General features: G+C 71.3%; 14 protein-coding genes and 1 pseudogene. 7 read left to right on the top strand and 8 right to left on the bottom strand.

Going from position 1 to position 13,279, the window contains the following annotated elements; translation table 11 throughout:
* Positions 1–73: 73 nt before the first annotated feature.
* Positions 74–901 carry a hypothetical protein gene (locus V1634_RS11335; protein ID WP_331207721.1) on the bottom strand — a complete coding sequence of 276 codons (828 nt, stop codon included), beginning with the start codon at positions 899–901 and terminating at the stop codon, positions 74–76.
* Positions 902–1,114: 213 nt separating this feature from the next.
* On the opposite strand from V1634_RS11335, the gene V1634_RS11340 reads away from it, so the two are divergent.
* Together V1634_RS11340 and V1634_RS11345 are read left to right on the top strand one after the other, a co-directional pair.
* Positions 1,115–2,380 carry an aspartate kinase gene (locus V1634_RS11340; protein WP_331207722.1) on the top strand — a complete coding sequence of 422 codons (1,266 nt, stop codon included), beginning with the start codon at positions 1,115–1,117 and terminating at the stop codon, positions 2,378–2,380.
* Between the two features lie 6 nt (positions 2,381–2,386).
* Positions 2,387–3,451, top strand: coding sequence for an aspartate-semialdehyde dehydrogenase (locus V1634_RS11345; RefSeq protein ID WP_331207723.1), 1,065 nt, complete (start codon positions 2,387–2,389; stop codon positions 3,449–3,451).
* 42 nt (positions 3,452–3,493) lie between these two features.
* Here the strand turns inward: V1634_RS11345 and V1634_RS11350 are convergent, their stop codons facing one another.
* The 4 genes and pseudogenes from V1634_RS11350 to V1634_RS35445 form a co-directional block, all read right to left on the bottom strand.
* The gene (locus tag V1634_RS11350) at positions 3,494–4,924 is read right to left on the bottom strand and encodes a sensor domain-containing diguanylate cyclase (protein WP_331207724.1); all 1,431 of its coding nucleotides are present in this window, start codon (positions 4,922–4,924) and stop codon (positions 3,494–3,496) included.
* 128 nt (positions 4,925–5,052) lie between these two features.
* On the bottom strand, positions 5,053–5,676 hold the full coding sequence (locus V1634_RS11355; protein WP_331207725.1) for a DJ-1/PfpI family protein: 624 nt from the start codon (positions 5,674–5,676) through the stop codon (positions 5,053–5,055).
* Between the two features lie 183 nt (positions 5,677–5,859).
* Positions 5,860–6,210, bottom strand: a complete 351-nt coding sequence (locus V1634_RS35440) for a helix-turn-helix domain-containing protein (RefSeq protein ID WP_407951767.1) — start codon at positions 6,208–6,210, stop codon at positions 5,860–5,862.
* A gap of 153 nt (positions 6,211–6,363) precedes the next feature.
* A pseudogene (locus V1634_RS35445) lies at positions 6,364–6,827 on the bottom strand (DJ-1/PfpI family protein); the annotation flags it as partial.
* A 204-nt stretch (positions 6,828–7,031) separates the two neighbouring features.
* Between V1634_RS35445 and V1634_RS11370 the strand changes: the two are divergent.
* Positions 7,032–7,481: a hypothetical protein gene (locus tag V1634_RS11370; protein ID WP_101369099.1), complete on the top strand. Its 450-nt coding sequence runs from the start codon at positions 7,032–7,034 to the stop codon at positions 7,479–7,481.
* Positions 7,482–7,499: 18 nt separating this feature from the next.
* Here the strand turns inward: V1634_RS11370 and V1634_RS11375 are convergent, their stop codons facing one another.
* The gene (locus V1634_RS11375; RefSeq protein WP_331207726.1) at positions 7,500–8,069 is read right to left on the bottom strand and encodes a hypothetical protein; all 570 of its coding nucleotides are present in this window, start codon (positions 8,067–8,069) and stop codon (positions 7,500–7,502) included.
* Positions 8,070–8,219: 150 nt separating this feature from the next.
* Here V1634_RS11375 and V1634_RS11380 point away from each other — a divergent pair, with 150 nt between their 5' ends.
* The 4 genes from V1634_RS11380 (at position 8,220) to V1634_RS11395 (ending at position 11,698) form a co-directional block, all read left to right on the top strand.
* Positions 8,220–8,702, top strand: a complete 483-nt coding sequence (locus V1634_RS11380) for a GNAT family N-acetyltransferase (protein ID WP_331207727.1) — start codon at positions 8,220–8,222, stop codon at positions 8,700–8,702.
* Between the two features lie 99 nt (positions 8,703–8,801).
* Positions 8,802–9,383 (top strand): hypothetical protein, encoded by a 582-nt coding sequence (locus tag V1634_RS11385; RefSeq protein ID WP_331207728.1) that lies wholly within the window; start codon positions 8,802–8,804, stop codon positions 9,381–9,383.
* Positions 9,384–9,438: 55 nt separating this feature from the next.
* Positions 9,439–9,894, top strand: a complete 456-nt coding sequence (locus V1634_RS11390; protein ID WP_331207729.1) for an SRPBCC family protein — start codon at positions 9,439–9,441, stop codon at positions 9,892–9,894.
* 409 nt (positions 9,895–10,303) lie between these two features.
* The gene (locus V1634_RS11395; protein WP_331207730.1) at positions 10,304–11,698 is read left to right on the top strand and encodes a hypothetical protein; all 1,395 of its coding nucleotides are present in this window, start codon (positions 10,304–10,306) and stop codon (positions 11,696–11,698) included.
* A 196-nt stretch (positions 11,699–11,894) separates the two neighbouring features.
* Here V1634_RS11395 and V1634_RS11400 read toward each other — a convergent pair whose 3' ends face one another.
* Positions 11,895–12,500, bottom strand: coding sequence for a transposase (locus V1634_RS11400; RefSeq protein ID WP_331207731.1), 606 nt, complete (start codon positions 12,498–12,500; stop codon positions 11,895–11,897).
* Complete coding sequence (locus tag V1634_RS11405) at positions 12,479–12,967, bottom strand: winged helix-turn-helix domain-containing protein (protein ID WP_331207732.1); 489 nt, start codon at positions 12,965–12,967, stop codon at positions 12,479–12,481. Before V1634_RS11405 ends, V1634_RS11400 begins: the two co-directional genes overlap by 22 nt.
* Positions 12,968–13,279 lie beyond the last annotated feature (312 nt).

Genomic DNA, 13,279 nt, shown 5'->3' on the forward strand with positions numbered 1-13,279 from the left:
ACCGGGGTCACCTGACGTGACCGAGCGCACCCATAACGTGAATTAAGATCATCCACCGTCGCCCGGCGAGGTCTCAGGTCCCGCCGTTGTCTCCGGTGCCGCCACCGTTCTCTTCCCCCGTCCCGCCACCGTTCTCTGCCGTCCCGTCGCTGTCGGTCGAGTCGCCGGGCGGGGGTCCGGCGACCGGGAGCGGCTCCCGGTCGACCAGCGGTCCGGGCAACGCGACGGTGGCCGGCGCGGCGGTCGGCGTACCGGCCAGGGTCAGGGTGCCGGCGGGAAGCCGGGCCGCCGTGAGGGTGCCGTCGGGGGCGTAGCAGTAGATGCCGGGATCCAGCGGCGGGCTGACCGACGCCGAGGTCGACTCGATTGCGAAACACCTGCCCTGGGCGCCCGGCAGCGCGGCGACGGAGACCGAGAGCGGGGCCTGCCGGTCGGTGAGCACCTCCGGCCAGTCGGTGAACGGGTGCCGTAGCCGGGGATCAATGGCGGGATCAAGCGGCTGGTCCGGCCCGGCCACCCGGACGCAGCCCGAGTCCGGCTGCCCGGCCGAGGGGAGCGCGCACTGGAAGAGCCCGGAGCCGTTCTGGGCCAGCGAGACATCGACGCTGCCGCCGAGCGCACCACCCGGGACGTCCACCCGCCAGGAGCCGTCCGCCGCCCGCACCACCGAGATCGACCGGTCCGGCTGGCCGGGCGCGGTGAGTGTGTAGACGGCGGTCAGGTGGCGGTCCTGGGCGGCGGCGGCGAGCGCCGCGAGCTCGTCCCGCGCCTCGGTCGGCTGGGGCGCCGACGGGGCGGGGGTGGTCGCGGCCGGTGCCGGATCCGCCGTGCCGCAGCCGGCGAGCAACACCGACCCGGCCAGCAGGAGCGTGCCGAACAGGGGGGCTACGCCGGAATGCACCTCGCCATTCTCGGGGTATACCCCGGAAACGGGCGGTCAGTCCAGCTACCCTCGCGTGTCGCGGCGGTCGGATGGTGGGAACGCCTGGTCGGAGCAGCGACGCGGGCCGGTACCCTGAGTTGGTCTCACACGGCGCCGCCGGTCTCGACCCGGCGGCGTCGGCACGCTCAGGGCCGTGCGCCTCGCCCGGCCCAGGGGAAGGAGAGCACCGTCGTGGCACTGGTCGTGCAGAAGTACGGCGGATCGTCGGTCGCCGACGCCGAGCGGATCAAGCGGGTGGCCGAGCGGATAGTCGCCGCCCGCAAGGCCGGCGACGACGTGGTGGTCGTGGTCAGCGCGATGGGTGACACCACCGACGAGCTGCTCGACCTGGCCAACCAGGTGAGCCCGTTGCCGCCCGGCCGCGAACTCGACATGCTGCTCACCGCCGGTGAACGCATCTCGATGGCACTGGTGGCGATGGCGATCCACAACCTCGGCTACGAGGCGCGCTCCTACACCGGCTCCCAGGCGGGGGTGCTGACCACCTCGGTGCACGGCCGGGCCCGGATCATCGACGTCACGCCCGGCCGGCTGCGCGCGGCACTCAACGAGGGCGCGGTGGTGATCGTCGCCGGCTTCCAGGGCGTCTCCCAGGACACCAAGGACATCACCACGCTGGGCCGAGGTGGCTCGGACACCACGGCGGTGGCCCTGGCGGCGGCGCTCGGCGCGGACGTCTGCGAGATCTACACGGACGTCGACGGGGTCTTCACCGCCGACCCGCGGATCGTGTCGAACGCCCGGCACATCAGGACCATCACCTACGAGGAGATGCTCGAACTGGCCGCCTGCGGCGCGAAGGTGCTGCACCTGCGGAGCGTGGAGTACGCCCGAAGGGCCGGGTTGCCGATCCGGGTACGTTCGTCATACTCGACCAACACCGGCACGATGGTGACCGGATCGACGGAGGACCTGCCCGTGGAGCAAGCACTTATCACCGGGGTCGCCCACGACCGGAGCGAGGCGAAGATCACGGCGGTCGGCGTACCGGACGAGCCGGGCGCGGCGGCCCGGATCTTCGAGACCGTCGCGGCGGCCGAGATCAACCTGGACATGATCGTGCAGAACGTCTCGACCGAGGGCACCGGCCGGACCGACATCTCCTTCACCCTGCCCAAGACCGACGGCCCGACCGCGATGGCGGCACTGAGCAAGGTGCAGGAGCAGGTCAAGTTCAAGGGCCTGCTCTACGACGACCACGTCGGCAAGGTGTCGCTGATCGGCGCCGGCATGCGCTCGCACCCGGGCGTGGCGGCCAACTTCTTCGCCGCCCTGGCCGAGGCCGGGGTGAACATCGAGATGATCTCCACGTCCGAGATCCGGGTCTCGGTCGTCTGCCGGGACACCGACCTCGACGCCGCGGTGCGGGCCGTACACGAGGCGTTCGACCTGGGCGGCAGCGAGGAAGCGGTGGTCTACGCCGGGACCGGGAGGTAGCCCACGATGACGACGCTCCCCACGCTCGCGGTGGTAGGGGCGACCGGTGCGGTCGGCACTGTCATGTGCGACCTGCTCTCCTCCCGGAAGAACGTCTGGGGTGAGATCAGGCTGATCGCCTCGGCGCGCTCGGCCGGGCAGACGCGGATGTGCCGAGGCGAGGAGCTGACCGTACGGGAGCTGACCGCCGAGGCGTTCGACGGCGTGGACGTGGCCATGTTCGACGTACCGGACGAGGTCTCCGCGCAGTGGGCACCGGTCGCGGTCTCCCGAGGTGCGGTGGCGGTGGACAACTCCGCCGCGTTCCGGGGCGACAAGGACGTGCCGCTGGTCGTACCGGAGATCAACCCGGAGCAGGTACGCAACCGCCCCAAGGGCATCATCGCGAACGCGAACTGCACCACCCTGACGATGATCATCGCGGTCGCGCCGCTGCACCGCGAGTACGGGCTGCGCGAGCTGGTGCTCTCGTCGTACCAGGCGGTCTCCGGAGCGGGGCAGGTCGGGGTGGACGTCCTGCACGACCAGCTCTCCAAGATCGCCGGTGATCGGGCGCTCGGCTCCCGACCGGGCAACGTGCGGCAGGCGGTCGGCGACGACCTCGGCCCGTTCCCGGCCCCGATGGCCCTCAACGTGGTGCCCTGGGCCGGATCACTGCGGGACGGCGGCTGGTCGTCGGAGGAGTTGAAACTCCGCAACGAGTCGCGCAAGATCCTCGGACTGCCCGACCTGAAGGTCTCGGCCACCTGCGTACGGGTGCCGGTGGTCACCGGGCACTCGGTGGCCGTACACGCGGTCTTCGGGACCGAGGTGGACGCGGAGAGCGCCCGGGAGGCGCTGCGCAACGCCCCCGGGGTGATCCTGGTAGACGACCCGGCGGCGGGCGAGTTCCCGATGCCGATCGACGCGGTCGGCACCGACCCGTCCTGGGTGGGTCGGATCCGCCGCTCGGTGGACGACCCCCGCGCCCTCGACCTCTTCGTGACGGGCGACAACCTCCGCAAGGGCGCCGCCCTCAACACCGCCCAGATCGCAGAACTCCTCGCCGCCGAGTTCGCCGCCGCCCGGTGAGCGCGGGGCCCACGTCCCGAGAAGAGGGCGGGGCGCGGGGCGTTAGACGGGGGCTAGGCGGACGCCGTCGCGGCCGTCGCGCTTGACGCCGTAGAGCGCCTCGTCGGCGCGGCGCAGGGTGAGGTCGGGCGGCTCGCCGTCCTGCTGCACCGCCACCCCGATGCTGACCGTCCGGCCGGTACGCCGGGCCGCCTCCACCAGACGCTCGGCGATCCCGACCGCCTCCTCCGGACGGAGCACCTCGACCACGGCCACGAACTCGTCACCGCCGATCCGGTACAGCTCGTCGCCGTGCCGCAGTGCTCCCTGGAGGGCCCGGGCGAGATCGACCAGTACCCGGTCGCCGGCCTGGTGACCGTAGGTGTCGTTCACGGTCTTGAAGTCGTCGACGTCGACCGCGAGCAGGGCCGTCCGGCCCGGATGCGACTCGGCGATCCGCTCGTCGAACGAACCCTGGTGGCGCAGCCCGGTCAGCGGGTCCGAGCTGGCCCGCTCGCGCAGCCGGGCCAGCCCGCTCAGCCGTTCCAGGCAGATCCACGACTGGGCGGCGAGCAGCTCGATAAGGTTCACCGTCGTCGGATCAGGGCGCAGGCTACGGGTGTCGCCGACCAGCAGTACCCCGCAGAACTCGGTCGGGCCGAGCGGCACCGAGATCAGGGTGCGCACCCCGGCGGCGATCAGCACGTCCTGGTCCGGGGTGGTCGGGTGGTGCCCCTCGCCGAGGGTGTAGGAGGCGCCGTAGACGTGTGCGTGCGTCCGGAGCCGTTCCAGGACCGATCGGCCGGCGCCGGCCAGCGCGGCGTGCACCCGGGACTCGAGATCGTCGGGTACCAGGTTCGGCGTCGCCACCCGGGGCCCGGCCGGACCGTCCAGGACGAAGACCGCCGAGCTGAGCCCGGAGACGTCCCGGGCCGCGGAGACGGCGGCGGTCATCAGGTCGGACTCGGTGGCGGCGGCGGTCAGCGCGGAGGCGTGCCGGAGCAGCTTCTCGCTCCGGGTCTCGGCCGGTGGCCCGCCGAGCTGCCCGATCCTGGTGCCGAGCGAGGCGGCGACCCGCTCGACGGTGTGCCGCCAGGCGTCCAGGTCGACCTCGGTGGTCGGCCACTCCAGGTCCAGTACCCCGATCGGCTGTCCCGTCCGGTCGAGGATCGGGGCACAGATCTCGGCCCGTACGTCGGGACGTAGCGGTATGTAGTCGGGCTCCTTCGTCACGTCCGGCACGGTCTCGGTCTTGCCGGAGGCGTACACCCGGCCGGGCGTGCCGGCACCGGCCGGTACCGAGGCGAAGACCTGCCACGATCCGGTCGCGGCGACACAGCGGAGTCGATCGCGGACCCAGAGCAGCACGGCGACCCGTCCCGGTGTGTGCCGGCCCAACGTGGCGACCGTCACCTGGCCCGCCTCGACGGCGGTGGACGCCGTGGGCAGCCGGGCGGTCACGTCGCGGACGACGCGGGAGTGGTCGAGGGACACCGTTTCCGATCCGGGGAGAAGGGGTTCGAGGGCCCGACCAAGATTACTCAGGGTGCTGAGAATCTGCTGGGTGCGAGTGATCCCCGCCTCTCCTCCCGGACGCTCGGTCAGTTGATGGGGCCCTCCGATCAGTTGATCAACGCCAGGGCCGCCTCGCGGAGCGGGGCCGGCGCGTTCGTCGGGGAGCCGGCGTCGAACGGCGGCTCCGGGTCGTACTCGATGGCGAGCTGGACGGCCTGCGCGGTCGGCACGTCGGTCGCCTCGGCGAGCAGGGTCAGGGCCATGTCGATACCGGCCGAGACGCCCGCTGCGGTGACGATCCGGTCGTCCCGGACCACCCGCTCCCGGACCGGCTCGGCGTCGAAGGCCCGCAGCTGGTCGAGCCAGCCCCAGTGGCTGGTCGCCCGCCGCCCGGTCAGCAGCCCGGCCGCGCCGAGCAGGAAGGAGCCGGCGCAGACCGAGGTGGTCCACCGGGTGTACTGGTGCGCGAGGGCGATCCAGCCGACCAGGGCGGCGTCGGCGAGCGCGGCCCGGGTGCCGGGCCCACCCGGTACGACGACCACGTCCGGGCGGGAGAGTTCGGCGTAGCTCGCGGTGGCGGTGATCGCCATCGTGCCCCGGTCGTCGACGACCGGGCCGGGTTCGGCGGCCACCATGGTCACCGTGACACCGGGGGCGAAGGCCAGCACCGTGTACGGCCCCACGACGTCGAGGGCGGTGTATCGGGGATAGAGCGGAATGGCGACGTGCATGCTCGGTTCCTCCTCGTCGGAACGAACGGACTGGATCGGTTGCTCGACCTGCTCCGGCAGGCGCCCTTCGCCGGGCAGGTGCCCTGCTCCCGGCGCGTGTCGGGGCGTGCGGGATCGACTCCGGTGCCGGTGGTTGGCGGCGGCTGCCGGAGGGGGTGGGGAATCGGTGGGTGGGGGGTGTGGTCAGGTCTGTCTGGTCCGGAAGCGGCGGCGGTAGTCGCCGGGCGCGACCCGCCAGTGCCGGCGGAAGACGCGGTAGAGGGTCTCGGCGGCGCCGAGGCCGGACTCCCGGGCCACCCGGTCCAGCGGGTGGCCGGTGCGTTCCAGCAGCCGGCGTGCGGCGTCCGCCCGGCTGCGTTCGACGTACCGGCCGGGGGAGACGCCGGTCTGCTCGGTGAAGAGCCGGGAGAAGTGCCGTTCGCTCATTCCGGCGCGCCGGGCCAGCGCCGGCACGCTGAGATCCTCGGCCGGGTTGGCGTCGATGAAGGTCTGTAGTTCGCGCAGCGGGTCGCTGCGGGGTACCCGGCTCCGCATCGCCGTGCTGAACTGGCTCTGTCCGCCCGGCCGGTGTAGATAGACCACCAGGCCCCGGGCGACGTGCCGGGCGATCTCGTGGCCGTGGTCCTCGGCCACCAGCGCGAGCGCGAGGTCGATCCCGGCGGTGACTCCGGCCGAGGTCCAGACGTGCCCGTCCCGGACGTAGATGCGGTCGGCGTCCACCTCGACCGCCGGGTAGCGGTCGCCCAACTCCTGAGCCGCCAGCCAGTGTGTGGTGGCGCGCCGGCCGTCGAGCAGTCCGGCCTCGCCGAGCAGAGCGCACCGTTGCAGACCGAACTGACCCGGTCGGCGATGCCGGCCAGCCGGGAGATCCCGGCGACCAGTTGCCGGTTGGCGAGATGCGCCGGTGCGGCGAGCCCGCCTACCACGAGCAGGGTGTCGACCGGCCCGGTGACCCGATCCAGCGCCAGTGGTGCCAGGGTGGTGACTCCGTTGCCCGCCGTCACCGGCCCGGGGTGCACCGCCGCGACCTCCAGCCGGTAGCCCCGGTGATCGCCGACGATCAGACTCGCCAGCGCGAACACGTCGGCCGGGCCGGCGAGGTCGAGGTTCTGGAAGCCCTCGAAAATCACTGCCACCACCCGTCGCTGCATGCATTCATGCTGCTCGCGGCGGAGTCGTGGCGTCAATGACGCAGGTATTGCAGATTACGCCAGCAGCGTCCGGCGTCGCCGGTCCGACCCGGCGGTCGGCCAACACGCCGGGCCGGAGCGCCGTACGCCGCTTCGTGCTTGGCTAGGATCGGCCACAGTCTTTGTGATCATGGTGGCGGGAAACCGGAGGACGGAGAGCCCGACATGGCGAGGTTGCCCGACGAGGTGGTGGCCGCGATCGGCCGCATCACGATCGCCGCCGGCGACCTGGAACTCATCCTGGCCTGGATCGGTGCGGACCAGGCGGGCGGCAACGCGTTCGAGGTGCTCGCCAGACCCGGCGAGCCGGTACGCGCCGCCCGCGGCTCGGTCGAGTTCGCCACCCCGGAGTACCGGCAGGCGTACCTGCCGGTCGTCGAGATCGCGGCGAAACTGCTCGCCAAGCGGCATGCGGTCGTCTCCGCGATGTGGGTCAGCGAGGCACCCGACGAGTCCGTGCGGCGCTGGGAGCTGCTCGACGACAAGACCCACGTACGCCAACTCGTCGACCCACGCGCCCTCGACGAGCTGTCCCGGCAACTTCTGGAAGCACGCAACCGGCTGGTCGCGATCGTGACCGCCCAGCTCAACAACGACCCGGTCCCCGCGCCCTGAGCGGAGCCCGCCGCCGGGTCAACTGTCCTCGCACGCCCGCCTGGCGTTCCGTTCGAACCTGGCCCGGGTCATGACCTCCTGCTCGCGGTAGCTGACCGGAGCCAGCACGTGTTCGCCGTCGAGTTTGGCGAAGGCCCTGGTGTCGAACCTGACGGTGAAGGCGTCCCGGTGCCCGTACGCGGAGATGCCGTACCAGACGCCGGGCGCGATGCGGGCCAACGTGGACTCGTCGACGGTCCAGTCGGCCGGCGGAGTCGGGTCGAGCAGCGTGATCTCGTTGACCCGTTCGGCCCGGTCGGTGCGGATCGACCACTTCGGACGGTCGGCGGTGGCACCGGACGAGGGACTGGTGTGCCGACCGGCGCTCGGAGTCGGGCCTCCGGTCGGCGTCCGGCCCGGGCTGGCGGAGGACATCGGGGAGTCCTCGTACAGGTGGATCGAGGCGCCGCCCGACCCGCAGACGACCAGCAGGACCGTCGGCTCACCGTCCCGGAGCGCCAACGCCGCCAGCGGCTCGTCCGCCGGAGTGCAGCCGGCGAGGACCGTCAGGACCAGGGGCAGCAGCAGAACCGCACGGAAGGGGCGCATGGCTCCACCGTGCCGGCGAAGGATCACCGTTCAGGCTCGGGACGGCCACGATCGGCGGACGGCCGGTGGACGGAATGTGTTTGACCCGATGGCGATGATGACCTGGTGGAGCGGTTTCAGCAGCATCGACATGTCGAGGAGGAATCCCGGGTGACTGACGTTCGGACCGTGACGGTCGGTCCCGACGACTGGGTGTCGTGGCGGGACATCCGGCTGCGCTCGCTCCGGCAGGACCCGGACGCGTTCGGCTCGACGTACGAACGGGAGGCGGCGTTCACCGAGCAGACCTGGCGGTCCCGGCTCGACGGCACGGGCGGACCGAGCGTGCTCGCGTACGCCGGGGAAGAGGTCGTCGGGATCGGTGCCGGCTGGCTCCACGAACCTGGCCGGTTGATGGTGGTCGCGATGTGGACGGAGCCGGACCGGCGCGGACAGGGCATCGGACGGCAGGTCCTCGACCACGTCGTCGGCTGGGCCGGTGAGCGGGGGCCCCTGGTCGAACTCTGGATCGCCGACGCCAATCCCGACGCCCGGCGCCTCTACGAGCGCCACGGCTTCCGCCCCGACGGCCGGACCGAACCGATCCGGGAGGGCGGCGAGGCCACCATGAGCCACCTGGTGCTACCCGGCTGAGCCGCCTCGCCGACCGTGTACCAGTAGGGAGTTGATACCCGGGACGGCTCTGGGAGATGCCCGGATGGCACCGGGGCGTCCGGCGGCGAGGATGCTGGCATGACTACGCTGCACACGTCGCCGAACCGGGTGGTGTCGACGCTGTGGCTGCGGGTTTCCGCCGTCGCCGCGCCGGTCCTGCTGCTGCTCTACGGACTCCTCCGGCTGGTCGACGGCCTCGACGGCGACCACGGTCCAGGGCTGGCCTGGGACATCGGGCACACGATGTTCTTCGTGGCCTTCCTGCTCCTCGGTGTCGTGACCGTCAGCCTGCGCGGGATGGTTCCGGCGACGTCACCGGTACGGCGGATCGTGACCGGTACGGCGACCGTGGCGGGTCTGGTCGGCGTCGCCGCCTTCCTCTGGGTGATCCTCGGCGACCTCTCCGAGCCGATCAGGGAGCAGGCGCCACTGCCCGACCCGCTCTACGCGGCGGGTCCGCTGCTGTTCCAGTTGGGCGTCCTCACGCTGCTGGTGCAACTCGCCACCCTCCGGCCACGCCGGCTTCCGGTCTGGAGTCCGGTACTGGTGTTCCTCGGCTTCGTACCGATCGCCGTCAACCTCGACCTGCTGCCGCTCGGCGCCCTGCTCATCCTCGCCGGCCTCGCCCCGCTGGCCCGACGAGCCGGCTCCGCGGCGTAGCCAGCCGGAGGAAGCGCCGGTGTAGCCGGCCGGCGGAATTCCCTACACTCGGAGGGTGCCGCGTACCGGTTCCTTCCGTTACCGGGTACACGCGCGCTGCGAGCCGAGCGACGCGATGCGGCTGCTCGGAGACGTACGACGGCAGGGCGAACTGCATCCGTTGATCGTTCGGGTACGTCCCCGACCGACCGGGCCGGGAGCGCTCCGCACCGATCTGGTCACCGACCGACTGCGCTGGGGGCCGTTCCGGTTCCGGATCAACTACCGGGCCGACCTGCTCCGGTTCGAGGCGGACGAACTGGAGCTGGTGGCCCGGCAGTGGCCGCGTACCACGCTGCGGAACCACACCCGGGTGAGTCGGGAGATCGACGGGCTGGTACGCGTCGACGTCGAGATCACGCTGTCGGCACCCGCACCGCTGTTCGGGTACGCGTTCCGGCAGGCCCGGGCCGCCCACCTGGAGTTGGCGAGCCGGCTGCCGGCGGTGCTGGCCGGCGCCGGCCCTTGCTGACCCTGCGGTCCCGGCCGATCCGGCGCCACGGCTCGTAGGTGGAGAGCACCGTGGCGACCCGATCACCGGCAGGGTGCTGGAGACGACCGGCGCAGCCAGCACTTCCTGCCGGGCCGGTGCGCAGGGTTGACCGCGTGCGCCCATGACGACGGAGAAGGACGTAACCGGGTCGTCGCGAAGATGCCGGCCGGGTGGCGTCAGCGCGTGACGGCCGGGCGGCAGGTCGTACATCATGGACGGTACGGAATTCCGGCAGCGAACGGTCGGCGCGTGCTGTCCGTCGATCGTGGGAACGATGGCGACAAGCGATGGGGGCTCGATGAGCGACGATCAGACGAATCCCGTGCCGGAGCCGGAGCCGGAGCCCGTGCCCGAGCCGGAGACCGTGTCCGAGCCTGAGCCTGAGCCGGTGGTGTCGTCCCATGACCCACTGGCTGCCGCTCTCGGCAACGCCTCCCTGGTCGGCGTCGGCTACCTGATGCTCGGGCGGCTCAAGCTGGCCCTGGCCGCGACGCTGGTCAGCGCCGTGCTCGTCGGCTTCCTCGTCTGGGGCGCCCGGTCGGTGTGGGTCGAGGTCGTCGTACTCCTCTGGTGGTTGGCTCTCGTCGCGCACGCCTGGTTCCTGGCCGGCGGGCGCGGTCAGGGCGCCGTACAGCGTGACCAACGGCTCGTCGCGCTCGCCGTGACGGTGCCGGTGCTGCTGGCCGTGGGGATCCTGCGGTTCGACGCGGCGAGGATCGAGCGGACCGTCACCGAGGCCCGGCAGGGCGGCGACTGCGCGCGGGCGTTGACCGCCCTGGACCGGGTGTCGTTCGGCCACCGGGTGGCCGACGCCCCGCTGACCGTCCGTGGCGAGCGGAGCGCCGAAGCCTGCCAACGGCTGCGGACCGCCGAGGAGAAGCTCGGCACCGGGCTGACCGGCGACACCGACGGGTTGAAGGCTGGCTTCGACGGGCTCGACTCGGTCCTCGCCGAGCTGCCCGGTCACGACAAGATGGTGGAGACCGCTCTGGACAGGTTCCTCGGCGGGTTGCCGACCAGAGACCCCTGCCAGACGGTCGCGGTCACCGACTGGCTCCGCCAGCGTCAGCCGACCAACAACGCACTGGACAGGTCCGCCGAGGTCGTCGCGCGGACCGCGCCGGCCGCGCTCGTCGGCTGCGCCGACAGCCTGATGGCCGGCAGCAACTGGGAGGCGGCCCGGACGCGCTATCAACAGCTTCTCGACCAGTACCCGGGCCAGGAGCTGAACGCCCGGGCCACCGAGGGGGTCAAGCGGGCCGGCCTGGCCATCGAGCTGGCGAACGTGCGCCGGCTGCTCGAAGGGCCGACCAGCACCCGACCCGAGTACTGCACCAAGCCGGCGCCCTACAGCGCTGCCGCCCCGTACACAAAGGGGAGGACGAACCGCGCCCTCTTCTACGGCGACGAGGAGTACACGAGGAAGCTCCCCGCCGCGTGGCGGGCTGCCGACGTGACCGCCGCGGTGCTGGTGGTCTGCGTGAGCCCGAAGGAGTACGGAACGACCGTCCGGACCTGCCCCTACGAAAACAAGATCTCTTCGCGGTTCCCGACGTACGTGGCCTTCCGCAAGATCGCGATCCCGGTGCAGGCATACGAACTCCGGACCGGGAAGCTCGTGGTCAACGCCAAGGTGGAGATCAGCGGATCGAGCTGCCCGAGGGTGCTGACCTACACCCGATACAGCAACCTTCTCGACATCGGCCCGCCGTCGGAGGTGTACGTCACCGCCTCCGACGCCAACGTCCGGGCCGCCTTCCGATCACTGATCAGCCGAGGCTAGCTGCCGTGCTGAAGGCACCTGTGGACATCCATCTGTCGGCTACGGATGGGCAGGGTCGCTTCCCATGACGGACTACGCCGCCGTACTGGCTGCCATCACCTCACGAATGCGTTGCCGCAGATCCGACGTGCCAGTCGGCCACGGCCTACCCGAATTCGGTACGGGCTACAGAGGTTGAAAGGCTGAGGTTCGGTCGTCACGGTGGTTCGGGGTCGAGGGTCATGCCGGTGTTGGCGAAGAAGCCGGCGAGGAGGTCGGTGCGTTGCTGGCAGGCGCGTAGTCGGCGTTTGACGATGTCGGCGAGGTGGTCGACGCCGCGGGCGGTGATGTTGGTCAGGCCGCGTTTCATCCAGCGCCAGACGCCTTCGGCTGGGTTGAGGTCCGGGGCGTAGGCAGGTAACCGGATCACGGTCAGCCATGTCCGGGCTGCGATCAGTTCACGCATCCGCACACTGATGTGGGTGTTCAGGCTGTCCCAGATCAGCACGATCGGTGCGCGCAAGCGTTGGTGGGCCTGGTCGAGGAAGGCGATGTAGTCGTCCTCGCTGAAGCTGCCCCGTTCGCCTTTGCGGTTGCGGTGCAGCCTCGTGCGCCACATCAGCCGGCCCGGTCGTCCGGGCTTGAGGCAGACCAACCCGGCGATCGAGACCCGGCCGGATCCCTTGCCGGAGACCCCGACCACGGGCGTGTGCCCGCGTCGGGCCCAGGTCTTGGCCACCGGCGGCCGCAGGACCTGACCCGCTTCGTCCTGGAAGCAGATCCAGGCGCCCTTGGCTGCCGCTAACCTCTTACCGACGGCCACCGCCGCCGATGCCAGGTCGCGATCGCTTCCGGGTCGCGTTCGATCGCTCGGCGGGTGGGGACCTGCTGGCTGTAGCCGATGCGGTGCAGCAGATACGACACTCCGCGCAGCGTGTAGGTGACCTCGAAGCGGCGTTCGATCAGCTCCGCGACCCGGGCCAGGGTCCAGCGGGCGTCGTCCCAGCCGTGCGCGACCGGTCCGTCATCGAGCATCTCAGCCAACCGTTTCTGCTGGTCGGCCGAGAGTTTGCAGTCCGGGCCACCCGGGCCGGCCGAGGCCAGAGCCGCCATCCCGCCGGCCGCCCACCGCCGCCGCCACTGGCGGACAGATTTCTCGGAAACTCGCAGCTCAGACGCTATCTGCCTGGTCGTTTTGGACTCGGTGAACATGGTCGCGGCCTGAATCCGGACCTTCTCCCGCCGGACCCGGGCTGCCGCGTTCATGCCACCACCAGCCGGATACCTCATACCTCTGGCCTACCGAACCCATCGGCATCGATCATGTAGACACGCCGACGGACCTCAGCCTTTCAACCTCTGTAGTTGTCGACCTGAGAGCTGTGTGTTTGTACAGGCACGGCGTTGGTCTGGCGAGGAGCGACGAACCGGTCCTCTTCAAGATCGTTGCCTCGTCTTCGCTGGCTACACATCCCGACCAGGTGGGCCTGGGCCACGCGGCTCACCGCGGCGTTCACTCGGATTGCGGCGACCGGGGGACGCGGGTGACCACCCCCACCTCCGTCACAGATGGCTCCTCACCCTGCCCGGAACGCATCTACA

Origin of the sequence: Plantactinospora veratri (assembly GCF_036421995.1) — a bacterium.
Classification (GTDB): Bacteria; Actinomycetota; Actinomycetes; order Mycobacteriales; family Micromonosporaceae; genus Plantactinospora; species Plantactinospora veratri.

Excerpts from the sequence above, each read along its gene's own strand:
- V1634_RS11345 (WP_331207723.1), top strand. The coding sequence starts at position 2,387 with ATGACGACGCTCCCCACGCTCGCGGTGGTAGGGGCGACCGGTGCGGTC.
- V1634_RS11355 (WP_331207725.1), bottom strand. The coding sequence starts at position 5,676 with ATGCACGTCGCCATTCCGCTCTATCCCCGATACACCGCCCTCGACGTC.
- V1634_RS35440 (WP_407951767.1), bottom strand. The coding sequence starts at position 6,210 with ATGCGGAGCCGGGTACCCCGCAGCGACCCGCTGCGCGAACTACAGACC.
- V1634_RS11370 (WP_101369099.1), top strand. The coding sequence starts at position 7,032 with ATGGCGAGGTTGCCCGACGAGGTGGTGGCCGCGATCGGCCGCATCACG.
- V1634_RS11375 (WP_331207726.1), bottom strand. The coding sequence starts at position 8,069 with ATGCGCCCCTTCCGTGCGGTTCTGCTGCTGCCCCTGGTCCTGACGGTC.
- V1634_RS11385 (WP_331207728.1), top strand. The coding sequence starts at position 8,802 with ATGACTACGCTGCACACGTCGCCGAACCGGGTGGTGTCGACGCTGTGG.
- V1634_RS11405 (WP_331207732.1), bottom strand. The coding sequence starts at position 12,967 with ATGAGGTATCCGGCTGGTGGTGGCATGAACGCGGCAGCCCGGGTCCGG.